Genomic DNA, 22,941 nt, shown 5'->3' with positions numbered 1-22,941 from the left:
GAGCGGCGAGGTCAAGGCTGTGCGCCGCGCCTGCGATCCTGTAGTCCCGCACGCCTGGAACAAGGAGAGAAAGATGACCGAGGTGCGGACGGTGTGGCGCGGTGCGGCGACGCTGGGCGAGGGACCGGCATGGGATCCGGCGCGCGGCGTGCTGTGGTTCGTCGACATCAAGCAGCAGCATGTCCATCGCTTCGATCCGGCCTCCGGCGAGGTGACGACGTGGAGCGCGCCGGCGCAGGTCGGCTGGGTGCTGCCCGCCGCGGACGGCGCGCTGCTCGCCGGGCTGCAGACCGGGCTGGCGCGGTTCGATCCGGAGGCGGGCGCCTTTGCGCATCTGGCCGATGTCGAGCCCGATCTGCCCGGCAACCGCCTGAACGATGCGACGGTGGCGGCGGACGGCAGCGTTTATTTCGGGTCGATGGACGACGGCGAAAGCGCGATCACCGGGCGCGTCCATCGCTGGGACGGGAAGCAGGTGACGACGACCGGGATCGCGGCCGTTTCGATCACCAACGGTCCTGGGATTTCTCCGGATGGCACAACGCTTTACCACGTCGATACGCTGGGCGGGGTCATCCATGCGGTGGCGCTGGAAGCGGACGGCACGACAGGCGCCGCGCGTGACTTCGTCACGATCGACCCGGCCGATGGTCATCCGGACGGGGTAACGGTCGATTCGGCCGGCAACGTCTGGGTCGGTCTGTGGGGCGGCTGGTGCGCGCGCTGCTACGCGCCGGACGGCATGCTGCGCCAGGAGGTGAAGCTGCCCGCGGCCAACGTCACCAAGATCGCGCTGAGCGGCGCGGACCTGAAGACCGCCTATGCGACGACCGCGCGCAAGGGGCTCGACGAGGGCGCGCTGGCGGCGCAGCCGGATGCGGGCGGGCTGTTCGCGTTCGATGTCGACGTGGCCGGGCAGGCGCTGCCGCCGGTGCGGGTCGGCTGAGACGGCAACGCCCGGCGGCTCCCGCGAGCCGCCGGGCGTTCATTTTCCTTCGTCGTCCCGATCGTCCGTCATCCCCGCGGAGGCGGAACCAGAACCTCTGACGTGTCGGCCCTTGCGACGACCTGCGCGTCTGGATTCCCGCCTCCGCGGGGATGACGAGGAAGGGTCAGCGCGCGGTGTCCTGCACCCCGACGTCCGGCAGCGCGTTCGTCGTCTTCGCACCCCACAATGCATAGAACAGGATGTACAGCTCGCACGCCGCGGTCAGCAGGAACGATGCCTGCAAGCCGTAGCTGTCGGCCAGCTTGCCCTGCACCACCACCAGCGCACCGCCCGCGATCGCCATGATGAGCAGGCCCGAGCCTTCCTCGGTCAACGGGCCCAGGCCCTTGATCCCGAGGGTAAAGATCGTCGGGAACATGATCGAGTGGAACAGCCCGACCGAGATCAGCGCCCACATCGCGACCGGCCCGGTCGTGAACACGGTGATCAGCATGACCACGAACGCGCCCACCGAGAAGGCGGCGAGCACCGTCTCGGCGGGGATGCGCTGCATGATCGCCGAGCCGGCGAAGCGGCCCACCATCATCCCGCCCCACAGCAGCGTCAGATAGCGGCCGGCCTGTTCGGCGGTGACGTTGGCGATTTCCGGCTGGCTGACGAAGTTCACGAACAGGTTGGCGACCCCGATCTCCGCGATCAGGTAGATGAAGATCGCGGGAATGCCGAAGACGAGGTTGCGATGCTTCCACAGCGAATGGTTCTTGCGATCCTCTTTCGCGACGCGGCTGGTCGACGATCCCATCGCCGGCAGCGGAAAGCGCGCGATGACGACCGCCAGCACGACCAGCACGATCGCGACGAGGACGTAGGGAAGGATCACCGACTGCGCGTCGGCCAACCGCTCGGCCGGGGTCAGGACGGTGCCGGTCGCGGCGGTGCCGCCCTTCGAGCGGCCCAGGATCAGGTACGCGCCGAACAGCGGCGCCAGCATCGTGCCGGCCGAGTTGAGCGCCTGCACCAGGTTGAGCCGCGACGAGGCGGTCTCCGGCGGGCCGATCACCGCGACGTAGGGGTTGGCCGCGACCTGGAGCAGGGTGATCCCGCTGGCGATGACGAACAGCATGACCAGCGTCACGCCGTAGCTCGGCAGGCTGGCGGCCAGCACCATGCCCAGCGCGCCGGCGGCCATGATGAGAAGGCCGATGACCAGCGACTTCTGGTAGCCGATCCGCTCGATCAGCTTGGCGGCGGGGATCGAGGCGAAGAAATAGGCGATGAACCACACGCTCTCGATCAGCGTCGTCTGGGTGTAGTTCAGGTCGAACACGCTGCGCAGGTGCGGCAGCAGCGTGTTGTTGATGACGGTGATGAACCCCCACATGAAGAACAGGCTCGCCAGCAGCGTCAGCGCGCGGCCATAGGCGGGCATCGCCCCGCCGCCGCCCGCGGGCGCCGCGCCCGGCGAAATTGGGGGTCCGGCCATCTTCCTCTCCTCACCTGATCGTCTACGACTGCGGCGGGCTTGCGCCGCAGAGATATGTCTGACTATATTTGCCGCCAGCGAGCGGTCAATGCGACAAACGCGGTTGACTGGCAAGTGCGGGAGGGTGTCGGTGAGCATTTCGGTGGCGCGTTGGGTGACGGGTGTGGGCATGGCATGCACGGCAGCGCTGGGCGCGTCGTCCGCGATGGCAGCGACGGCGGAGCGCGCGGCGTTCGGCACGCTGCCCGATGGCACGGCGGTGGAGGCGGTGACGCTGACCGGCAGCAACGGCGTCAGCGCGCGCATCATGACGCTGGGCGCGACGCTGCAATCCTTCAACGCACCCGACCGCGACGGGAAGGTGGCCGACATCACCCTCGGCTACGATGACGCGACCACTTATGTTACCGCTCCCAATTTCTGGGGCCAGACGGTCGGGCGCTATGCGAACCGGATCGCGGGCGGCAGGTTCACGATCGACGGCAAGCCCTATCAGCTGCCGCTGAACGACAAGACCAACTCGCTGCACGGCGGGACGAAGGGCTTCGACAAATACGTCTGGCGGATCACCGACGTGAAGTCCGGTCCGCAGGCGAGCGTGACGATGACCATGCGCAGTGCGGCGGGCGACCAGGGCTATCCGGGTACGCTGGACGTCACCGTCACCTACAGCCTCGACGACAAGGGCGCGCTGACGATCGACTTCCAGGCTAAGACCGATGCGCCGACGATCGTCAACCTGACCAACCACGCGCTGTTCGATCTGGCGGGCGAGGGTTCGGCGGGCGGCATCTATGCGCAGCGGATGACGGTCCCCGCCGCGCGTTACACACCGGTCAACCAAGCGCTGATCCCGACCGGAGAGCTGGCGCCGGTCGCCGGAACGGTCTTCGACTTCACGAAGCCGCGCGCGATCGGGCAGAGCGTGCGCGACGGGCGCGACGCGCAGATCGTGATCGGGCGCGGCTACGACCACAATTTCGTGCTCGACAAGGGCGCGACGAAGGAGCCGGAGCTGGCGGCGCGGGTCGAGGACCCGGCCTCGGGACGGGTGCTCGAGGTGCTGACGACCGAGCCGGGCGTGCAATTCTATTCCGGCAATTTCCTCGACGGTTCGCTCAAGGGCAAGAGCGGCCACGTCTATCGCATGGGCGACGGCTTCGCGCTGGAGCCGCAGAAGTTCCCGAACACCCCCAACCAGCCGTCGTTCGGCTCGGCACGGGTCGATCCGGGCAAGCCCTATCACCATCGCATGGTCTATCGCGTCTCGGTGGCGCGCTGATCTCCGGAGTTTGCTGACATGACCGCCCCCCACGATCCGACCAAGCTGCGCAGCCGTGCGTGGTTCGACAATCCCGCCAACATCGACATGACGGCGCTGTATCTCGAGCGGTACCTGAACTTCGGGCTGAGCCTCGACGAACTGCGCTCGGGCAAGCCGATCATCGGCATCGCACAGTCGGGCTCGGACCTCAGCCCCTGCAACCGCCACCATCTGGTGCTGGCGGAGCGGGTGCGCGAGGGCGTGCGCGAGATGGGCGGGATCGTGCTGGAATTCCCGGTGCATCCGATCCAGGAGACCGGCAAGCGCCCGACCGCGGGGCTCGACCGTAACCTCGCCTATCTCGGGCTGGTCGAGGTGCTCTACGGCTATCCGCTCGACGGCGTGGTGCTGACGATCGGGTGCGACAAGACCACCCCTGCGATGCTGATGGCGGCCGCGACCGTGAACATCCCGGCGATCGCGCTGTCGGTGGGGCCGATGCTGAACGGCTGGCACAAGGGCGAGCGGACCGGCTCGGGCACGATCGTGTGGAAGGCGCGGCAGATGCTGGCGGCCGGCGAGATCGACGATGCCGAGTTCATCCGGCTGGTGGCGTCGTCGGCGCCGTCGACCGGCTATTGCAACACGATGGGCACCGCGACGACGATGAACTCGCTGGCCGAAGCGCTGGGCATGTCGTTGCCGGGCTCCGCGGCGATCCCGGCGCCGTATCGTGACCGGCAGGAGGTCGCGTATCTGACCGGCAAGCGGATCGTCGAGATGGTGGCGGAAGACCTGAAGCCGTCCGACATCCTGACCAAGGACGCGTTCCACAACGCGATCAAGGTCAATTCGGCGATCGGCGGGTCGACCAACGCGCCGATCCACCTGGCGGCGATCGCGCGCCACATCGGCGTCGACCTGCCGATCAAGGATTGGGAGACCGAGGGGCACAAGGTCCCGCTGCTCGTGAACCTGCAGCCGGCCGGTGAGTATCTGGGCGAGGATTACTACCGTGCGGGCGGCGTGCCCGCGGTGGTCAACCAGCTGATCGAACAGGGGCTGATCGCCGAGGACGCGCTGACCGTTAACGGGCGCACGATGGGCGAGAACTGCCGCGGGGTGGCGATCGAGGACGAAAAGGTCATCCGTCCCTATGATGCGCCGCTGAAGGAAGAGGCCGGGTTCATCGTGCTGTCGGGCAATCTGTTCGACGCGGCGGTGATGAAGACCAGCGTGATCTCGCCCGAGTTCCGCGACCGGTATCTGTCGAACCCGAACGATCCGGAGGCGTTCGAGGGGCCGGCGGTGGTCTTCGACGGGCCGGAGGATTATCACCATCGGATCGACGATCCGGCGACCGGGATCACGCCCGAGACGCTGATGTTCATGCGCGGTGCGGGGCCGATCGGCTATCCGGGTGCTGCCGAGGTCGTCAACATGCGCCCGCCGGCGTATCTGATCACCGAGGGCGTCCATGCGCTGCCGTGCATCGGTGACGGTCGCCAGTCGGGGACCAGCGGATCGCCGTCGATCCTGAACGCCTCGCCAGAAGCGGCGGCGATGGGCGGGCTCGCGCTGCTCAAGACCGGCGACCGCGTGCGCGTGGACCTGGGCAAGGGCACGGCCAATGTGCTGATCTCCGACGAGGAACTGGCGGAGCGGCGCGCGGCGCTGGAGGCGGCCGGCGGCTACGCCTATCCGGCCTCGCAGACGCCGTGGCAGGAAATCCAGCGCGCGGTGGTCGGGCAGATGAACACCGGCGCGATCCTGGAGGGTGCGGAGAAGTACCAGCGCATCGCACAGACCATGGGCCTGCCGCGCGACAACCATTGAGGGGCATGAGGCGGGGGCGGGTCCTCTCCCCGCCGTCGTCATTCCAGCGGAAGCTGGGATCTTCTGCTTGGTGTGCGCGGCGTTCGGCAAGGGGGAGGTCCCGACCTCCGCTGCGGCGACGGTATCCCGCTCGCGCCGTTTCGATCAACAATCCGTTCGTGCCGAGCCTGTCGAAGGGTGCGTCATCGGCACGCGCTCGACAGGCTCGGCGCGAATGGTTCGGGTGGTACGATCGGGTTCGGCGGCGCGCGACACGCGCTGCCGTGACGAGCCCTGCGATAGGAACCGGACCAAGGTGGTGCGACAGGAGCCCACCCCTCACTCCACCCAGGCGAGCGCCTGCTTCAACCGCGCGGCCGCGTCGGTGGTGAAGGGGCGGCCGTGGGCGAAGACCACGCGCTCGGGCGCGAGGCCGACCAGGGTTGCCGCGGTTCCGTGCAGGTCGGTGCCGCCGAAGCGTAGCACCGGGCGCAGGTAGCGCGGGGTCGTACCGTTCGCGCCGCCGCTCAGCCGCGCAACCAGAGCGGTAAGCGGGGGCAGCCGCTCCGGCTCCATATGCTGCACCACGTCGGTCAGGATCAGGGTGCGTGACGGGCGATGGTGGAACCAGATTTCACTGAACCCGGCCGCGCCGTCGATCAGCCCCTGCTCGACGCTCTCGGCCCATTCGGGCGGCGCGGCGTCGCCAAGCTCGCGGTCGATCCGGAGGCCGCTGCGCTGCACCTGCCCGCGCTCGGCCAGGCCGGGCGCGGCCCACAAGGTCGCCTGCGGATAGGCACGCTGCCACGCCGGCAGCCGCGTCCAATGCGCGATATTGGGCGCGATCAGGTGCCGCACCGTGCCCACCTCAGCGAGCGCCGCGGCCAGAGCGGGGGTGAAGCGCGTCGGAGAGTGGAGCATCAGCGAGCGGTCGGGCAGCCGGATCACCGTCATGCGGATCGGCAGCGACAGTCCGGAGGCGATCATCGGGCCGCTGTCGGATATCCAGATGCCGTCGGCGAACGGCTTGAGGACGTCGAGCGGCGGGTAGCTCGCGGGGGCGTCGCTGCGGCGTTCGCGTGCCGCCAGCCATGCAACGGCACCGGCGGCGACCGCCGCACCGCCCAGCGCGATCTTCGTGTTGCGGTTCATGGGGATACCTCCATCTGCATCGCATCGGCCGAGCGCCGCCAACGCGCCACGATGCGCTTCGGGGGCATCGATACTGGCCAAGCCGCATCCGCGCGGGCATAGCCGCGCCGATGCAGCTTGCCGCTCAACGCGCCCATCTGTCCGCGCTCGCCGATGCCGACCGCCTGCGGACGCTCACCTCGCGCGGCGGGGTCGACCTGTCCTCGAACGACTATTTGGCGCTGTCGACCGCGCCGCGGATGCTGGCGGCGGCGGCGGACGCGCTGGCGCGCGGCGTGGCGGTGGGATCGGGCGGGTCGCGGCTGTTGCGCGGCAACGATGCCGAGCACGAGGCGCTGGAGGCGGAAGCCGCGCGCTTCTTCGGCGCGGAAACCGCGCTGTTCTTCGGCAGCGGCTATGCGGCGAACACGGCACTGCTGTCGGCGGTGCCGCAGCCGGGCGATCTGGTGGTCCATGACGCTTTGGTCCATGCCAGCATGCACGACGGGCTGCGGCTGGGCCGCGCCCCGTGCGTCGCGGCGGCGCATGGCGATGCGCAGGCCGCCGGCGATGCGATCGCGGCGTGGCGCGCGGGCGGGGGCACGGGTACGGCGTGGATCGCCATCGAGAGCCTCTACAGCATGGATGGCGACCTGGCCGACGTCGCCGCCTATGCTGCGGTCGCCGAGCGGCATGACGCGATGCTGATCGTCGACGAGGCGCATGCGACCGGCGTGTGGGGCGACGGCGGGCGCGGCGTGGCGGCGGCGCTGCACGGCCGCGCGAATGTCATCACACTGAATACGCTGGGCAAGGCACTGGGGTGCGAGGGGGCGCTGTTGTGCGGACCTGCGATCGTGCGCGACTTTCTGGTGGCGCGCGCGCGACCGTTCATTTTCTCCACCGCACCCGCGCCCTTGGGCGCGGCGATCGCGCGCGAGGCGTTGCGGATCGTCGTGGACGAGCCGGAGCGGCGTGCGCGGCTGCATACGCTGATCGGGGCGGCAAGGCGGCACCTCGCGCCGCTTGGTGCGCGCGTGGAGTCGCAGATCGTGCCGCTGGTGATCGGCTTGGACCGCGACGCGATGCGCGTGGCGGCGGCGGTGCAGGCGGCGGGGTTCGACGTGCGCGGCATTCGTCCGCCGACCGTGCCGGCCGGCACCGCGCGGCTGCGAGTAGCGCTGACGCTGCACGTCGGCGAAGCGGAGATCGCCGCGCTGGCGGCAGTGTTGCAGGAGGTGCTGCCGTGAGCGGGACGATCGTCGTGACGGGTACTGACACCGACGTCGGCAAGACGGTGTTCGCCGCCGCGCTGACGGTGGCGCTGGGCGCGCATTACTGGAAGCCGGTGCAGGCCGGGCTGGCGGACGGCAGTGATGGGGGCAGCGTCGTCGCGCTGGGCGTCGACCCGGCGAAGGTGGTGCCAGAGGCATACCGGCTGGCGACGCCGTGCTCGCCGCACCGCGCCGCGGAGATTGACGGCGTGACGATCGATCCATCGCGGCTGGCGCTGCCCACGGTGCCGGGGCCGCTGGTGGTCGAGGGCGCGGGCGGCGTGTTGGTGCCGCTGACCCGCGCGCGGTCGTTCGCCGATCAGGCGGCGGCATGGGGCGCGCCGGTGGTGCTGGTCGCGCGCACCGCGCTGGGGACGATCAACCACAGCCTGTTGTCGATCGAGGCGTTGCGGGCGCGCGGGGTCCGCGTGCTGGGTGTCGCCTTCATCGGCGAGGCGGTGGAGGACAGCGAGGCGACGATCGCGGCGATTGGTGGCGTGCGGCGGCTGGGGCGGTTGCCGATCCTGTCCGACCTGACCCCCGGGGCGCTGGCGGCGGCGTTCGCGGCGCAGTTCGACGTGTGCGACTTCCAAGTGGAAGATGTCCGGTGAGTTCGGTCTGGCATCCGTTCACGCAGCACGGGCTGCGCGAGCCGATCCCGTGCGTGGCACGCGCCGAGGGGGCGGCGCTGTTCACCACCGATGGGCGGCGGGTGATCGACGCGATCTCGTCGTGGTGGGTGACGACGCACGGCCATGCACACCCGCGCATCGCCGCCGCGATCCGCGAACAGGCCGGGCGGCTGGACCAGATGATCTTCGCCGGCTGGACGCACGAACCCGCCAAGGAGGTCGCGGCCGGGCTGCGCGCGATCATGCCGGCGTCGCTGACGCGGGTGTTCTTCTCCGATTCCGGCTCCACCAGCGTCGAGGTCGCGTTGAAGATGGCGCTCGGTTACTGGCTGGCGCGCGCCGAGCCCCGGCACCGCATCCTGGTGATGGAGCATGGCTATCACGGCGACACGATCGGCGCGATGTCGGTCGGGCAGCGCGGCGTGTTCAACCGTGCCTATGCGCCGCTGCTGTTCGATGTCGAGACGATCCCCTATCCGGCGGCGGGAGCGGAGCAGGGGACGCTGGACGCGCTGGAACGGGCGTGCGCGGGCGGGGCGGCGGCGTTCATCGTCGAGCCGCTGGTGCTGGGGGCCGGCGGCATGCTGTTCTACGCCCCGGAAGTACTGGCGCAGATGCGCGCGATCTGTGCGCGCCACGGCGTGCTGTTCATCGCCGACGAGGTGATGACCGGATGGGGCCGCACCGGCACGTTGCTGGCGTGCGAGCAGGCCGGCATCGAGCCCGATATCCTGTGCCTGTCGAAGGGGCTGACCGGTGGTGCGCTGCCGCTGGCGGTCACGATGGCGAGCGAGCCGATCTTCGACGCGCACTGGTCGACCGACCGGGGGCGGATGTTCTTCCATTCGTCGAGCTATACCGCCAACCCGATCGCCTGCGCGGCGGCGGCGGCGAACCTGGCGATCTGGCGCGAGGAGCCGGTGCGGGAGCGGGTCGCGCGATTGGGCGAGGCACAGGCCAGGCGGCTGGCGGCGCTGGAGGGCGTGCGGAACGCGCGGCGGCTGGGGACGATCGCGGCGTTCGAGGTCGGGGCGGGGGAGGGTTATCTGGCCGACATCGCGCCGCGCCTGCTCGCCTTCTTCCGCGACCGCGACGTGCTGCTGCGGCCGCTGGGCGACACCTTGTACGTGATGCCGCCCTATTGTATCGACGACACTGATCTCGAACGGATTTATTTCGTCATCGCCGAGGCGATCGCGGCGAAGAGATAGCGTGTCGCGCGTTGGGCGCGTCATGATGACGTTTTACGACCGCCTGCGTGGATGGTGGACAGACCACCGCGAGGTCGCGCGGGAGCGTGCGGCGGCGCTGGAGGCGAAGGCGCGTGACGCGCTGTCGCTGGGCGAGGCGCAGCGGCTGGCGGCGGAGGCCGAGACCTTGCGCGCGCTCGCCGACGGGAGTGCGCGGCGCAAGGGCATCGTTCCGCTGCTGCGCAACTGACCCGCAGGGGTTATGCTCCCCATACGAAGGGGAGGATGATGACCGGGATGCATGGCGAGCCGGTGCTGCACGGCTATTTCCGCTCGACCGCCGCCTATCGCGTGCGGATCGCGCTGAACCTCAAGCGGATCGCGTGGCGCGACGTCTTCCACCACCTGCGTGACGGACGGCAGCGCGCGCCCGATTATCTGGCGCTGAATCCGCAGGGGCTGGTGCCGGCCCTCGAATGGAACGGCGCAGTGCTGACACAGAGCCTGGCGATCTGCGAATTCCTCGACGAGCTCGTGTCCGAGCCGCCGTTGCTGCCGGGGAATGCGGTCGCCCGGGCAAGGGTGCGGGCGTTCGCGCAGGTGATCGCGTGCGACACGCACCCGGTGCAGAACCTGCGCGTCCTTCAGCGGCTGCGCGCTGCCGGGCTGGACGAGGCGGCGGTGACAGCATGGGCGCGCGACACGATCGCGGACGGGCTGGGGAGTTGCGACGCGCTGATCGCCGGCCACGACGGCCCATATGCCTTTGGCACACAGGTGACGCTCGCCGACCTGTGCCTGGTGCCGCAACTGGTGAACGCACGGCGGTTCGGGGTCGACGTACGCTGGCCGCGGTTGCTGGCGGTGGAGGCGGCATGCCTCGCGCTGCCGGCGTTCGCCAAGGCCGCGCCGGAGCGTCAGCCCGACGCGGAATAGCGCGTCAGGCGACCACCCGGCGGCGCGCACCCCGCCCGACCATCACCGTCGCGACCGCGCCGAGCAGCATCAGCGCGCCCCCGAGCATGATCACCCCGCGCGCGTCGCCGCCGAGCAGGCTGCGGTAGAACAGCGGGACCGACAGGCTCTCGATCATCATCGGGATGACGATGAACATGTTGAAGATGCCCATGTAGACGCCGTTGCGCTCGGGTGGGATCATGCCGGTCAGCATGATGTACGGGTTGCCCATCATCCCGGCCCAGCCGATGCCGACGCCGATCATCGCGACGAACAGCCAGCCCGTCGACGGCAGCGCCGGGATCGCCAGCATCGCCACGCCCGAGGCGGCGAGGCAGCAGGCGTGGACGCGCTTGGCACCGTGGCGCCTGGCCAGCGGCATCAGCGCCAGCGCGGCGACGAACGCGACCGCATTGTAGAAGGCGCCGAGCTGTCCGACCGTCAGCGTCGTGTCGCGGAACGCGGTGGTGGACGTGTCGGAGGTGCCGTGAAGCGAGCGCGCGAGCGCAAAGGCGATGAACTGCCAATAAGCGAACATCGCGTACCATTGGCACAGCATCGCGAGTGCCAGCTGGCGCATCGGCCGGGGCATCTCGACCAACGCGGTCTTCAGGTCGGCGAGCGCACCGCGCAGCGTGAGCGGCTCGGCATCCATTCGCGCCTGCTCCTCGGGCGGCAGCGGCAGTTCGGGCACGCGCCAGACTGACCACAGGATCGTCGATAGCGACAGCACCGCGCCGATGATGAACGCCAGCCGCGTGATGTCGGGAATGCCGTTGGCGTCGACCGCATCCTTGTCGAACCCGAACCAGACGAGCAGCGACGGCGAGAGATAGGAGAGCGTCTGGGCAAGGCCCGTGAACGCGGATTGCGTCAGGAAGCCGGTGGCGCGCTGATCCTCGGCCAGGCGGTCGCCGACATAGGCGCGGTACGGCTCCATCGTGACGTTGTTGGCCGCGTCGAGGATCCACAGCAGGCTGGCCGCCATCCACAAGGCGCGGCTGTACGGCATCGCGAACAGGCACAGGCTGCACAGCACCGCACCGACGAGGAAATAGGGCGTGCGACGACCGAGCCTGCTGTTGGTGCGATCGCTCATCGCGCCGATCAGCGGTTGGACGAGAAGGCCGGTGACCGGGCCGGCGAGCCAGAGCAGCGGCAGCGTCGCCTCGTCGGCGCCGAGATAGCCGTAGATCGGCGCCATGTTCGCCTGTTGCAGGCCGAACGAGAATTGCAGCCCGAGGAAGCCGAGGTTCATCTCGACGATGCGGGCGAGCGACAGGCGCGGCTTGGTCATCTCACGCTTCCTGATGGGAGGGGGAGCCCGTCCGTCACCATGACCACCCCGTCATTCCCGCCAAGGCGGGAATCCGGACGCGCTGTCGCCGCGTCTCTTGCGGATAGGTCAGGGTACTGGGTTCCCGCCTGCGCGGGAATGACAGGATGGGGTGGAGCGGGTGCACGCGTGACGAAGATGCCGTCACCATCATCACTCCTCCAGCCATACGGCGCCCCAAGCCTCGACGTGGTCACAGTGCGCCCCCGTCAGCCGGTCGCGCCCGCCATCGGGCAGCGCTACCGCGTGGTTCCCGAAGTTCAGGAACACGCGGTCGCGGCCGCACGCAATGCCCAGCAGCGCCGGGTCGTCGGTCGCGATCGCGCAGGGAGCGCCCGCGCCGCCGCTGGCGATGCGCGCGTCGCGCAAGGCGGTCAGGTCGGCGGTGATGCGGCGGGCCGCGGGCGCATCCAGCGCCGCCCAGTCCATCGCCGGGCGATGGATCCACCGGCCCTCGTGCGCGCGCTCGGGGTCCCCGACATAGCCATAGTCGTTGGTCAGCCCGGCCTCGTCCCCCATGTAGGTCGTGGCCAGCCCGCCGCTGGCGATCGACAGCGCGTTCAGCAGCGCGATGCGGCGGAAGGCGGCGTCGCGCTCGTCGTCGGTCGTCGCCGCCTCCAGCCCGACGAGCGCGGCGAGCATGCCGTTGGTGCCGTGCAGCGCCGCGCCGTCCGACTGGAACGGCACCCCGCGCGCCCAACTGTCCCCCGCCCCGTGCAGGAAGGCGGCGGCGGCGCGCAGCCGATCCTCCGGGGCAGCGTCGAGACCGCGCAGGTCGCCCAGCACCGCGCCCCAGCCGATATCGTCGTGGCAGCGTGCGTAGCTGAGCCAGTTCGCTCCGGCCGGCAGCCCGCCGCTCGCCGCGACGATCGCCTGCGGGAGCTGCGCGGATTGCTCGGCCAGCCCGACCCAGCCCGCGACCATCAGCGAATTGTTATAGACGAGGTGACATTCGGGTTCGAACCCTTCGCCCTCGTCGACCCCGAAATACGGCGGCACGAACGCGGTCGGGACGATCGCCTCCGCCTTGAGCAAGGTCGCGGGCGCGGCGATGTCGAGCGCGGCGCGCAGGGCGCGAACGATGTAATGCGCCTCCGGAAGGTTGCGGCAATCAGTGCCGGGCTGCTTCCAGAGAAAGGCGGTGCTGTCGAGCCGAAACGCCTCGAAGCCGTGGTTGGCCAGGCGCAGCCCGGCGTCGAGCATCGCCAGGAAGACGTTGGGATTGCGCCAGTTCAGATCCCATTGGAACGGGTAGAAGGTCGTCCAGACGTGTCCGCCCATTTCCGGCACATGGGTGAAATTGCCGGGTGCGGTGGTCGGGAAAACCTGCGGCAGTTCGGCGTCGCGCGCCGCTGCCTCGGCCTCGTCCGCGACGATGTAGAAGTCGCGGTAGAACGGGTCGCCGGCCTCGGCGGCCTTCGCCCATTCGTGATCGTCGGCGGTGTGGTTCAGCGCCAGATCGACGCACAGGCTGATCCGGGCGGCGCGCAACCGCCCGGCCAGCCGCTCGACGTCCTGCATCGTGCCGAGCCGCGGCTCGACGGCGAGATAGTCGGCGACCGCGAAGCCGCCGTCGCTGTCGCCCTCGCGCGCCTTCAGCAGCGCCAACAGGTGGAGGTAGCGGGTGCCGAGCGCTTCGAGATGGTCGACATGCGCTGCCACGCCGGCGACGGTGCCGCCGAAGCGGTCGACATAGGTCGAGTAGCCCAGCATGTCCGGACGCACGAACCAGTCGGGATCGGCGACCCGGGCGGCGTCCAGTATCTGCATCGCCGCCGGGCGCTCGGCGGCGCGCGCGTGGATCACGGCCTCGACCTGCTCCCACAGCGCGGGCTGGTCCTGCGCCGGGTAGAGCCGGGCGAGCTGACGCCGGAGCCGCGGTGCGATCGCTTCCAGGCGCTGCGCCATCGTCATGTCGTCGATTCTCTCACATCATGATCGTTACGCCGGCGGGAACCGGGGTCGAGCGCCAGGCGCAGGACTCCGGGCCCGGCCTGCGCCGGCGTGGCCGGAAAGGCTCAGAAGTCGAACCGCACCGACGCCGCGATGGTGCGACCGTTGATCGAGCGCGCCCGGACCAGCTGGTTGGCAGGGATCGCGGCGTCCTCGGCCTCGGTGATGCCCTTCACGTTGAAGATGTTGTTGGCGTTCAGGTTGAAGCTGATGTTGTCGGCCGCGCGCACCAGCAGGAAGCCGTTGACCTGCGTATACGCAGGCATCTTCAGCTGGTTGACCGGCTGCGTGTAGCTGGACGTCGTGCCGATCACGTTCGCGCCGAAGCTGACGCGGCCGAAGTCCAGCTGCGGCGTCGCCTGGTAGACGAACGCGGCCTGACGCTGCGGCCGGTTGCCGTCCAGCGTGGCGTCGGTGGCATCGCGGGTGATCGTCGCGTCGGTATAGGTGCCCGCCGCAGTCAGCGAGAACGGTCCGCGACGGAAGCGGCCCTCGACCTCGACGCCGGTCGCCTCATAGTCGCGGCTGGTGAACTGCTGCTGCGAGAGCAGGTAGTTGGTCTCCTGCGTGCGGGCGTTGAAGACGGTGGCGTACAGCGCGACCGGGCCGGACTGGAACTTCACGCCGCCCTCCGCCTGTTTGACGAAGTCGTACGGCTTGGCGCCGGGGACCTGGCCGCCGGTCTGGAGATTGATCGTCGGGCCGAACAGCAGGCGGTCGGCATTGACGCGCCCGCCGCGGCTGTAGCGCGCGAAGGCGGCCAGCGTGTCGCTCAGGCGGTAGTTGATGCCCGCCGAGTAGGAGAGATAGCTATAGTCATAGTCGATGCCCGTGCGGTTGTTCGGGATGAACGCCACCGCCTGCTCGGCGGCCGAGATCGTGCCGTTGCCGTCGATGTCCTGCGCGCGCGTGGTGGTCGCGCCGGGCAGGTCGCCCGCGATGCTGCCCTTGGCCGCGCCGAAATCGTAACGCAGGCTGCCGTCGATGTTCAGGCGGCCGACCTCGAAGCCGAGCTGCGCGAACGGCGCGTTGGTGGTGTAGCGCATGTCGTAGCTGCGGCGGCAGCAATTGCCGAAGAACGATGCCGAGTAGAGCGTGCCCCCGGCGGTCTGCGACACGCCCGCGGCGTTGCGGATGTCGACCAGCACCGAGCGGCCGTCGCCCTGCACGGTCTGGAAGAACGACGTCCACAGCCAGTCGGTCTTCACGTCCTGGCGCGAATTGTAGATACCCGCCGCGATCGACAGCGCGCCGCCGCCCAAATCGACCTTGCCGTTCAGGCGCAGGTCGTTGGTGATGTTGTCGAGGCTCTTCAGATCGACGTCGAACAGCACGACGCTGGCGAGCAGGCCGTTGCCGCCGAGCGTGCCGGGCGTGGCGATGCGCTGCCCCGAGAGCGGCCCGCTGGCGTAGAAGAGCTGCGCGTTCGCGCCGGCGAACGCGTTGGCGGTGGTCTGTGCATCGCCCACCGCCGCCGGAAACGGCGAGACGAAGTCGCCGGAGATGTCCGAATACCGGAATCGCTCGGTCACGTTCCAGCCCTCGGCGAGCTCGAACTGGCCCTCGAAGCCGACCGACTTGACGACCGGGTGCATGCCGTCGCCGATGCTGCGCCGGACCGGGTTGTTGTTGCCGTCGAGCGTCAGGACCGAGCCGATGTAGCGGCTGTGCAGCGTGTCCTCGTTGATCGAGAAGCCGGGAATGTTCTGGTACGTCGGGTCGCCGTCGCTGCCGGTCACGCGCACCGGATTGGGCAGATAGGCGATGCTGCGGTCGTCGAGATACTTGCCATAGACGCGGACATAGCCGCCGTCGAACTCGCGCGTGATGTTGGCCTTGATCTGGCCGCCGCGCATCGCGTCATAGCCTACGTCGCGCGGACCGTCACCGAGGCGGTAGAAACCGCTCAATTCGTAACGCGTTTGCGCATCGATGCGGCCCCCGTACGCAAAGTCGGCCCTATATTCGCGATAGTCGAGGCCCGACGACAGCTGAAACGAACCCCCTTCCTGCTCCCCGGTCTTCGAAATGAAGTTGATGATGCCGCCCGGCGAGTTGCTCGCGAAGGTCGACGCCGAGCCGCCGCGCACCGATTCGATGCGCGCCAGCGACAGGTCGTTGCGGATGAAGATGTCCGCATTGCCGAAGATGATGTCGCCGAATTCCAGCACCGGCAAGCCGTCTTCCTGCAATTGCAGGAACTTGGAACCGCCCGAGGCGACCGGAAGGCCGCGCACCGAGATGTTGGCGTTGCCCTCGCCGCCCGACGCCTCGACGCGGACGCCGGGCAGGTTGCGCAGGATCTCGGCGGTGTTGCGCGGCGGGATCTTGGTGGTCAGGTCTGCGTCGAGCGAGCTGACCGAAACGGAGGTGTCGAGGCGATTGCGGCCCTGCGCCACACCGGTGACGACGATATCGTCGGGGGTGGCGGCTTCGGTCGGCGTCGCGACGTCGGCGGTCTGCGGCGCATCGGCGGATGGTGTCGAGGTTTGTGCCTGCGAGGCGCCGGCGATCAGCAGCGCGGGAATGGAAGCGAGCAGGCGAAAACGCAGCGTCATCACGGAAAACCTCTCCTGACCGGTCGCTTTCTGCGACCCCGTTGAAGAGGATGCATACTCTCTTTGCAATCGATTGCAATCTAGATTGTGCAAACGATTGCAAAAGTTTTGAGGTCAGGTGGACGCGCGGACGATCAGCTGCGGCGCGACGATCGCGCTGTCGACGGGCTCGCCCGCGATCCGGCGCAGCAGCGCATCGACCATCAGCGCGGTGCCCGTGACGAGATCCTGGCGGATCGTCGTCAACGCCGGCGCGGTGTGCGCGGCGAGCGTCACGTCGTCATAGCCGATGACGGCCACGTCGCCCGGCACGTCGCGCCCGGCCTCGGTGAGCGCGCCCAATGCGCTGATCGCGGCGACGTCGGACGCGGCGAAGATCGCGTCGAACGCCGCGCCGGCGGCGATCCGTGCGCGCACCGCCGCCGACACCGAGCTGGGGTCCATCTCGCACGCCAGCACCTCGACGCCGTCTGCACCGTCGCGGAAGCCGGCCAGCCGGTCGGCGAATTCGGGCGGCGCGGGGTCGCCGACGAACAATAGCCGGCGCCGCCCCCGTGCGAGCAGGTGCTCGGCCGCGATCCGCCCGCCCAGCCGGTTGTCGGAGCCGATCGTCAGATGGTGCTGGCCGGGGCGGTTGACCCCCCAGACGACGAGCGGGGCATAGCGCTGCGCGACGCGCTCGATCGTGTCATATTGGTCGGATTGGCCGACCAGCAACACGCCATCAACGCGTCCGCTGTCGACCAGCCGGTCGAGCCACTCGTCGCTTTCGGGCAGCACGCGCGACAGCAGGATGTCGTAGCCGCGATCAACCAGCAGATCGGCGACGAAGCCGAGCAGGCTGAGGAAGAACGGATCGGTCAGATGCTGCGTGCGTGCATGGCCCAGCGGCATGGCGAGTGCGATCGCGCCGGTGCTGCGCAGCCGCAGGTTGCGCGCCAGCTGGTTGGGGCGCACCCCGTGTTCGCGGGCGAGCGCGCGGATGCGCTCCTGCGTCGCCTTGCTGACCGACGGATGACCCGACAGCGCGCGCGATACGGTGGCGGTCGATACCCCTGCCACCGTCGCCAGATCGGCCAGCTTCATTGTTCCTGATTCCGCGCCGTCGCCACTCGCCTTTGTCCCCGCCTTGTTCTCTCCCGGCATCCTTAGCCGCACCGCACCGCGGCGCAACGGCGCCGTGGTCGCGGGCGATCAGCGGTGGTCGCGCTCGATTGCCGCGATTTCGCTATCGATGAACGCCATCAACATCTTCAGCACTTCCGGATCGGTGCAGCGCGCGTTCATCAGTCGCCGCTGGCACATACCGCCGGCCATGATGAGGATCGATTCGGCCAATCGTGCGATCCGCGCCGGATCGGTCGCCTGCGGCACGATGATCTTCAACGCGCGAACGAGCTGCCCGCGCAGCCGGTCGTCCATCGCATCGAAGATCTCGGCAATCCGCTGGTTACGGTTCGCCTCGGCCATGATCTCGGAGATCAAACGCGTGTCGTTCAGGTCGTTGCAGGCGATGAAATGCGCGATCCAGCCGCGCACCATCGTGCGGTCGGAAGTGCATCTGGCCGCGCACAGCGCGTCGCCTGCCAGGAATTCGTCGAGATCGTGTTCGACCAGCGCGGCGACGATCGCCTCCTTGTTCGCGAAATCGCGATAGATCTGCCCCACGAGCACACCCGACCGTTCCGACAATCGGGCCATGCTGGTGGCGTAGAAACCGTGTTCGGCAAAAAGTTCCCGCGCGGCCTGAACGATTTTGGCACGTCGCGCGTTGGCCTTCCCGCTCCGATCGCGTGGAAGATCGGCCTGAATGTATGCGTCGCATCGCTGTTGTTGTTCGAGCACTTCCCGGTCGACCATCTTCTTCCCAGCTTGACGCTGCCATCTGTTCGCAGTAGCAGCATTCGTGAGTGAGCGATCACTCACACACTTCATAAGAGATGTCCATGTTGAAAATGGGGCCGAAAACGGGGTTCGCGGTCGCCGCGATGATGCTGGCGCCGCTCGCTGCCTGTGGCGGTGGAGCCGAGTCGCCGGAACAGCAGCAACAGGGGCAGGCACAGGCCGGCCCGCCGCAGGTCGGATTCGTGACGGTGCAGCCGCAGGCGGTGACGCTGACCACGGTGTTGCCCGGGCGGACGACTGCCTTTGAGACGTCGGAGGTTCGCCCGCAGGTCAACGGGCTGGTCACCGCGCGGCTGTTCACCGAGGGCGACACGGTCCGCAAGGGACAGCCGCTCTATCGCATCGATCCCCAGCCGTATCAGGCGCAGGTCGCCAGCGCGCGCGCCGCGCTGGCCCGCGCGCGCGCTGCGATCGCGTCGAGTGCCGCGCTCCAGCGTCGTTACGGCGAGCTGGTGAAGATCAACGCGATCGCCCGGCAGGATTATGAGAATGCCGTGACCAGCGCCGAGCAGGCGCGGGCCGATGTCGCCGCACAGGCCGCCGCGCTGCGTTCGGCGCAGATCGATCTGGCGCGCACCACGATTCGCGCGCCGATCTCGGGACGGATCGGGCGGTCGGTGACGACCACCGGTGCGCTGGTCAGCGCCGCGCAGACCAACCCGCTTACGACGATCCAGCGGCTCGACCCGATCTACGTCGACGTGTCGCAGTCGAGCGCCGACCTGCTGAAGCTGCGCCAACAGATCGCCGCGGGCGACCTGGCGCGCGGCGGACAGGCGGCACGCGTCCAGCTGCGGCTGGAGGACGGGTCCGTCTATCCGATTCAGGGCACTCTCCAGTTCGCCGACGTCAGTGTCGATCCCAACACCGGCACGCAGACGATCCGTGCGCTGTTCCCGAACCCGCGCGGGCTGCTGCTGCCGGGCATGTACGTCCGCGCCGAATTGGTCGAAGGCACGAAGAGCGACGCGATCCTGGTGCCGCAGCGCGCGGTGACCCGCGACGAGCGCGGCAATCCGACCGCGATGGTCGTCGGTGCGGACAATAAGCTCCAGCCGCGCCAGCTGACCGCGCCGCGCACGATCGGGGACAACTGGCTGGTCACGGCCGGGCTGAAGCCGGGCGACAGGGTCGTGATGGAAGGCGCGATGATGCTGCGTCCGGGAATGCCGGTGAAGGCGGTTCCCTTCAACCCGAACGCCGCGCCTGCGCAGCCCGGTGCGCCGGGCCAGCCGCCGCAGGGCCAATCGGCTCAGGGAAAGTAACGCCGCATGTCGCGCTTCTTCATCGACCGGCCCATCTTCGCATGGGTCATCGCCATGGTGCTGATGCTGGCGGGGATCATCGCGATCCGCAGCCTTCCGATCGCCCAGTTTCCCGAGATCGCCCCGCCCGCGGTAGCGATCACCGCCAACTATCCGGGCGCCGACGCCGAAACGCTTGAGCGCACCACCACCCAGATCATCGAGCAGCAGCTGCGCGGCATCGACAATCTGCGCTATTTTTCATCGGTGTCGTCGGCGGCGGGCGTGGTCACGATCACGCTGACCTTCGAACAGGGTACCGACCCCGATATCGCGCAGGTGCAAGTCCAGAACAAGTTGCAGGCCGCGACCCCGCTGCTGCCGCAGGAAGTGCAGCGTCAGGGCATCCAGGTCACCAAGTCCTCCGCCAGCTTCCTCGCGGTCGTCGGCCTCGTGTCGACCGACGGATCGCACAACAACAACGACCTGGCCGACATGGTCGTGTCGCGGTTCCAGGATCCGGTCAGCCGCGTCAACGGCGTCGGCGAGCTGCAGGTGTTCGGCTCGCAATATGCGATGCGCATCTGGATCGATCCGCTGAAGCTCAACAACTACCAGCTGACCGTCGCCGACGTGACCGCCGCGGTGCAGGCGCAGAACGCGCAGGTCTCGGCCGGGCAGATCGGCGCCCAGCCCGCACCCAAGGAGCAGATGCTCAACGCGACCGTGTCGGTGCAGTCGCGGCTCCAGACTCCCGAGCAGTTCGGCAATATCCGGCTGAAGACCAACGCCGACGGCGCGGTCGTGCGGCTGCGCGACGTCGCGCGGGTCGAGATCGGCGCCGAAAATTACGGCTTCGACGTGCAGTATAACGGCAAGCCGGCGTCCGGCTTCGGCGTGCGGCTGGCGGCGGGGGCCAATGCGCTCGACACCGTCGACACGCTGAAGGCGCGCGTGGCGGAAATCGGCAAGACGTTGCCGCCGGACGTGAAGGTCATCTACCCGTATGACATCACGCCGTTCGTGCGGCTGTCGGTGGAGCAGGTCGTCCATACGCTGATCGAGGCGGTGGTGCTCGTCTTCCTGGTCATGTTCCTGTTCCTTCAGAACTGGCGCGCGACGTTGATCCCGACGATTGCGGTACCGGTCGTGCTGCTCGGCACGTTCGCAGTGATGGCGATCGCAGGCTACACGATCAACACGCTGACCTTGTTCGGCATGGTGCTGGCGATTGGTCTGCTCGTCGACGACGCGATCGTCGTCGTCGAGAACGTCGAGCGCCTGATCGTCACCGAGCACCTGTCGCCGAAGGAAGCGGCGCGCAAGTCGATGGACGAGATCAGCAGCGCGCTGGTCGGCATCGGTCTGGTGCTCTCGGCGGTGTTCCTGCCGATGGCATTCTTCGGCGGGTCGACCGGTGTGATCTATCGCCAGTTCTCGATCACGATCGTCTCGGCGATGGTGCTCTCGGTGCTGATCGCGCTGATCCTGACCCCGGCGCTGTGCGCGACGATCCTGAAGCCGCATGACCCGAACAAGCAGGAAGGCCGGGGGCCGCTGGCCCGCTTCTTCCGCTGGTTCAACGACAAGTTCGACCGCGGGCAGGAAAAGTATACGCATGGCGTGCAGAGGACCGCGCGCCACTGGAAGCGTTCGATACTTGCCTATCTGCTGATCGTCGCCGGCATGGCGTTGATCTTCATCCGGCTGCCCTCGGGCTTCCTGCCGGACGAGGACCAGGGCTTCGTGATCGCGCTGGTCCAGGGACCGGCGGGCGCGAGCACCGCGCGCACCGACAAGGGCTTGGCGCTGACTCGCGACTACTTCCTGAAGCAGGAGGCGGCGAACGTCGCCGGCGTGTTCACGATCAACGGCTTCAGCTTCGCCGGCCAGGGCCAGAACACCGGCCTCGTCTTCGTCAACCTGAAGCCGTGGGAGGACCGCTCCGGCGGCGCCAACCGCGCGCAGGCGATCGCCGCGCGCGCAATGGGTAGCTTCTCGCAGTACAAGGACGGGCTGATCTTCGCGCTGATCCCGCCCGCGGTGCAGGAGCTTGGCAATGCGACCGGTTTCGACGTGCAGCTGGTCGACACCGGCGGCATCGGTCACGAGAAGCTGACGCAGATCCGCAACATGATGCTCGGCATGGCCGCGCAGGACAAGCGGTTGGCACAGGTGCGCCCACTTAGCCTGGAGGACGCGCCGCAGCTGAAGGTGAAGGTCGACGAGGACAAGGCACGCGCGCTTGGGCTCGACCTGTCGGCGGTCAACTCGACGATCGCCACCGCGTGGGGTGGCGGCTACATCAACGACTTCATCGACCGCGGCCGTGTGAAGCGCGTCTATGTTCAGAACGATGCGCCCTATCGCATGAGTCCTGAGAGCATCGGCGAGCTGTACGTTCGCAGCAGCAACGGGCAGATGGCGCCGTTCACCGCCTTCTCGACGCAGGAATGGGCAAATGCTCCTGTCTCGCTGACCCGCTACAACGGGCAGCCGGCAATGCAGCTGCAAGGCTCGCCGGGACCGGGGCAGAGCACCGGCGCTGCGATGGAGGCGTTGCAGGAGATCCATGCAAAACTGCCCCCGGGCACGACCCTGGAATGGACCGGCCTGTCCTATGAGGAACGGCTGTCGGGCGGGCAGGCACCGGCGCTCTACGGGCTGTCGCTGCTGATCGTGTTCCTCTGCCTCGCCGCGCTGTACGAAAGCTGGTCGGTGCCGATCTCGGTGCTGCTGGTCGTGCCGCTGGGCATCATCGGTGCGGTGCTCGCCGCATGGCTGACGGGACAGAACAAGGACATCTACCTTCAGGTCGGCCTGATCACCACGATCGGCGTTTCCGCGAAGAACGCGATCCTGATCGTCGAATTCGCCGAGGAGCAGATCGCCGAGGGGAAAAGCGCCTTCGACGCGGCGGTGGAGGCGGCCAAACTGCGCCTGCGCCCGATCCTAATGACCAGCCTTGCCTTCGTGTTCGGCGTGATGCCGCTGGCGGTGTCGACCGGCGCGGGTGCGGGCGGCCAGCATGCGATCGGCCGTTCAGTGGTGGGCGGCATGCTGTCCGCGACCGTGCTGGCGATCTTCTTCGTGCCGATGTTCTTCGTCGTGGTGCTCAAGCTGTTCGGGCATGGCAAGGAGGAGGGGGGCAAGGACGAGAAGAAGTCCCACGACGACGCCACCCATCATGACGACCGTCCCACGGGCGATACCGCCCATCAGGGAGCCTGAAGTGACTCGTTCGACGTTC

General features: G+C 68.5%; 18 protein-coding genes. 11 read left to right on the top strand and 7 right to left on the bottom strand.

Features of this window, described 5'->3' with window-relative positions; all coding sequences use genetic code 11:
- The first annotated feature begins 73 nt into the window (after window positions 1–73).
- Window positions 74–946 carry an SMP-30/gluconolactonase/LRE family protein gene (locus tag J2Y58_RS07090; protein WP_310100734.1) on the top strand — a complete coding sequence of 291 codons (873 nt, stop codon included), beginning with the start codon at window positions 74–76 and terminating at the stop codon, window positions 944–946.
- Between the two features lie 166 nt (window positions 947–1,112).
- Here the strand turns inward: J2Y58_RS07090 and J2Y58_RS07085 are convergent, their stop codons facing one another.
- Window positions 1,113–2,432 carry a sugar MFS transporter gene (locus J2Y58_RS07085; protein WP_310100732.1) on the bottom strand — a complete coding sequence of 440 codons (1,320 nt, stop codon included), beginning with the start codon at window positions 2,430–2,432 and terminating at the stop codon, window positions 1,113–1,115.
- Window positions 2,433–2,601: 169 nt separating this feature from the next.
- Here J2Y58_RS07085 and J2Y58_RS07080 point away from each other — a divergent pair, with 169 nt between their 5' ends.
- Together J2Y58_RS07080 and J2Y58_RS07075 are read left to right on the top strand one after the other, a co-directional pair.
- Window positions 2,602–3,714: an aldose epimerase family protein gene (locus J2Y58_RS07080; RefSeq protein WP_310100731.1), complete on the top strand. Its 1,113-nt coding sequence runs from the start codon at window positions 2,602–2,604 to the stop codon at window positions 3,712–3,714.
- Window positions 3,715–3,732: 18 nt separating this feature from the next.
- Window positions 3,733–5,532 (top strand): IlvD/Edd family dehydratase, encoded by a 1,800-nt coding sequence (locus J2Y58_RS07075; RefSeq protein WP_310100730.1) that lies wholly within the window; start codon window positions 3,733–3,735, stop codon window positions 5,530–5,532.
- 318 nt (window positions 5,533–5,850) lie between these two features.
- On the opposite strand, the gene J2Y58_RS07070 is transcribed toward J2Y58_RS07075, so the two are convergent.
- Window positions 5,851–6,663: a DUF4336 domain-containing protein gene (locus tag J2Y58_RS07070; protein WP_310100729.1), complete on the bottom strand. Its 813-nt coding sequence runs from the start codon at window positions 6,661–6,663 to the stop codon at window positions 5,851–5,853.
- A 110-nt stretch (window positions 6,664–6,773) separates the two neighbouring features.
- On the opposite strand from J2Y58_RS07070, the gene J2Y58_RS07065 reads away from it, so the two are divergent.
- From J2Y58_RS07065 to maiA, 5 genes are read left to right on the top strand one after another with little or no spacing between them, the layout of a single operon-like run.
- Window positions 6,774–7,892 carry an 8-amino-7-oxononanoate synthase gene (locus J2Y58_RS07065; RefSeq protein WP_310100728.1) on the top strand — a complete coding sequence of 373 codons (1,119 nt, stop codon included), beginning with the start codon at window positions 6,774–6,776 and terminating at the stop codon, window positions 7,890–7,892.
- A complete protein-coding gene (gene bioD, locus J2Y58_RS07060) occupies window positions 7,889–8,527 on the top strand; it encodes a dethiobiotin synthase (protein WP_310100727.1) in 639 nt (212 codons plus the stop codon). The genes J2Y58_RS07065 and bioD overlap by 4 nt, the downstream gene beginning before the upstream one ends.
- Window positions 8,524–9,759: an adenosylmethionine--8-amino-7-oxononanoate transaminase gene (locus J2Y58_RS07055; protein WP_310100726.1), complete on the top strand. Its 1,236-nt coding sequence runs from the start codon at window positions 8,524–8,526 to the stop codon at window positions 9,757–9,759. The genes bioD and J2Y58_RS07055 overlap by 4 nt, the downstream gene beginning before the upstream one ends.
- Window positions 9,760–9,784: 25 nt before the next feature.
- The gene (locus J2Y58_RS07050; protein WP_310100725.1) at window positions 9,785–9,988 is read left to right on the top strand and encodes a hypothetical protein; all 204 of its coding nucleotides are present in this window, start codon (window positions 9,785–9,787) and stop codon (window positions 9,986–9,988) included.
- A 47-nt stretch (window positions 9,989–10,035) separates the two neighbouring features.
- On the top strand, window positions 10,036–10,674 hold the full coding sequence (maiA, locus tag J2Y58_RS07045) for a maleylacetoacetate isomerase (protein ID WP_405053081.1): 639 nt from the start codon (window positions 10,036–10,038) through the stop codon (window positions 10,672–10,674).
- 4 nt (window positions 10,675–10,678) lie between these two features.
- On the opposite strand, the gene J2Y58_RS07040 is transcribed toward maiA, so the two are convergent.
- The 5 genes from J2Y58_RS07040 to J2Y58_RS07020 all read right to left on the bottom strand — a co-directional run bounded on the left by J2Y58_RS07040 (window position 10,679) and on the right by J2Y58_RS07020 (window position 18,243).
- Entirely contained in the window at window positions 10,679–11,992 is a 1,314-nt protein-coding gene (locus tag J2Y58_RS07040) for an MFS transporter (protein WP_310100723.1), read from the bottom strand.
- 192 nt (window positions 11,993–12,184) lie between these two features.
- Window positions 12,185–13,945, bottom strand: coding sequence for an alpha-amylase family glycosyl hydrolase (locus J2Y58_RS07035; RefSeq protein WP_310100721.1), 1,761 nt, complete (start codon window positions 13,943–13,945; stop codon window positions 12,185–12,187).
- Window positions 13,946–14,049: 104 nt separating this feature from the next.
- Entirely contained in the window at window positions 14,050–16,542 is a 2,493-nt protein-coding gene (locus tag J2Y58_RS07030; protein WP_310100719.1) for a TonB-dependent receptor domain-containing protein, read from the bottom strand.
- Window positions 16,543–16,656: 114 nt separating this feature from the next.
- Window positions 16,657–17,628 carry a substrate-binding domain-containing protein gene (locus tag J2Y58_RS07025; protein ID WP_310100717.1) on the bottom strand — a complete coding sequence of 324 codons (972 nt, stop codon included), beginning with the start codon at window positions 17,626–17,628 and terminating at the stop codon, window positions 16,657–16,659.
- A gap of 108 nt (window positions 17,629–17,736) precedes the next feature.
- Window positions 17,737–18,243, bottom strand: a complete 507-nt coding sequence (locus tag J2Y58_RS07020) for a TetR/AcrR family transcriptional regulator (protein ID WP_310100715.1) — start codon at window positions 18,241–18,243, stop codon at window positions 17,737–17,739.
- Window positions 18,244–18,261: 18 nt separating this feature from the next.
- Here J2Y58_RS07020 and J2Y58_RS07015 point away from each other — a divergent pair, with 18 nt between their 5' ends.
- The 3 genes from J2Y58_RS07015 to J2Y58_RS07005 are packed head-to-tail and all read left to right on the top strand — an operon-like array spanning window position 18,262 to window position 22,922.
- Window positions 18,262–18,456, top strand: a complete 195-nt coding sequence (locus J2Y58_RS07015) for a hypothetical protein (RefSeq protein WP_310100712.1) — start codon at window positions 18,262–18,264, stop codon at window positions 18,454–18,456.
- A gap of 41 nt (window positions 18,457–18,497) precedes the next feature.
- The gene (locus tag J2Y58_RS07010) at window positions 18,498–19,712 is read left to right on the top strand and encodes an efflux RND transporter periplasmic adaptor subunit (RefSeq protein ID WP_405053080.1); all 1,215 of its coding nucleotides are present in this window, start codon (window positions 18,498–18,500) and stop codon (window positions 19,710–19,712) included.
- A 6-nt stretch (window positions 19,713–19,718) separates the two neighbouring features.
- On the top strand, window positions 19,719–22,922 hold the full coding sequence (locus J2Y58_RS07005; RefSeq protein ID WP_310100710.1) for an efflux RND transporter permease subunit: 3,204 nt from the start codon (window positions 19,719–19,721) through the stop codon (window positions 22,920–22,922).
- The last annotated feature ends 19 nt before the right edge of the window (window positions 22,923–22,941 follow it).

The sequence above is a fragment of the Sphingomonas sp. BE138 genome, from assembly GCF_031456125.1.
Lineage (GTDB): Bacteria > Pseudomonadota > Alphaproteobacteria > Sphingomonadales > Sphingomonadaceae > Sphingomonas.
Note: the sequence above shows the minus strand (reverse complement) of the source record. Positions and strands in the feature narration are given on the sequence as shown.

Coding starts and splice junctions, on each gene's coding strand:
- J2Y58_RS07090 (WP_310100734.1), top strand. CDS start 74: ATGACCGAGGTGCGGACGGTGTGGCGCGGTGCGGCGACGCTGGGCGAG.
- J2Y58_RS07085 (WP_310100732.1), bottom strand. CDS start 2,432: ATGGCCGGACCCCCAATTTCGCCGGGCGCGGCGCCCGCGGGCGGCGGC.
- J2Y58_RS07080 (WP_310100731.1), top strand. CDS start 2,602: ATGGCATGCACGGCAGCGCTGGGCGCGTCGTCCGCGATGGCAGCGACG.
- J2Y58_RS07075 (WP_310100730.1), top strand. CDS start 3,733: ATGACCGCCCCCCACGATCCGACCAAGCTGCGCAGCCGTGCGTGGTTC.
- J2Y58_RS07070 (WP_310100729.1), bottom strand. CDS start 6,663: ATGAACCGCAACACGAAGATCGCGCTGGGCGGTGCGGCGGTCGCCGCC.
- J2Y58_RS07065 (WP_310100728.1), top strand. CDS start 6,774: ATGCAGCTTGCCGCTCAACGCGCCCATCTGTCCGCGCTCGCCGATGCC.
- J2Y58_RS07050 (WP_310100725.1), top strand. CDS start 9,785: ATGACGTTTTACGACCGCCTGCGTGGATGGTGGACAGACCACCGCGAG.
- maiA (WP_405053081.1), top strand. CDS start 10,036: ATGCATGGCGAGCCGGTGCTGCACGGCTATTTCCGCTCGACCGCCGCC.
- J2Y58_RS07040 (WP_310100723.1), bottom strand. CDS start 11,992: ATGACCAAGCCGCGCCTGTCGCTCGCCCGCATCGTCGAGATGAACCTC.
- J2Y58_RS07035 (WP_310100721.1), bottom strand. CDS start 13,945: ATGACGATGGCGCAGCGCCTGGAAGCGATCGCACCGCGGCTCCGGCGT.
- J2Y58_RS07030 (WP_310100719.1), bottom strand. CDS start 16,542: ATGACGCTGCGTTTTCGCCTGCTCGCTTCCATTCCCGCGCTGCTGATC.
- J2Y58_RS07025 (WP_310100717.1), bottom strand. CDS start 17,628: ATGAAGCTGGCCGATCTGGCGACGGTGGCAGGGGTATCGACCGCCACC.
- J2Y58_RS07020 (WP_310100715.1), bottom strand. CDS start 18,243: ATGGCCCGATTGTCGGAACGGTCGGGTGTGCTCGTGGGGCAGATCTAT.
- J2Y58_RS07010 (WP_405053080.1), top strand. CDS start 18,498: ATGGGGCCGAAAACGGGGTTCGCGGTCGCCGCGATGATGCTGGCGCCG.
- J2Y58_RS07005 (WP_310100710.1), top strand. CDS start 19,719: ATGTCGCGCTTCTTCATCGACCGGCCCATCTTCGCATGGGTCATCGCC.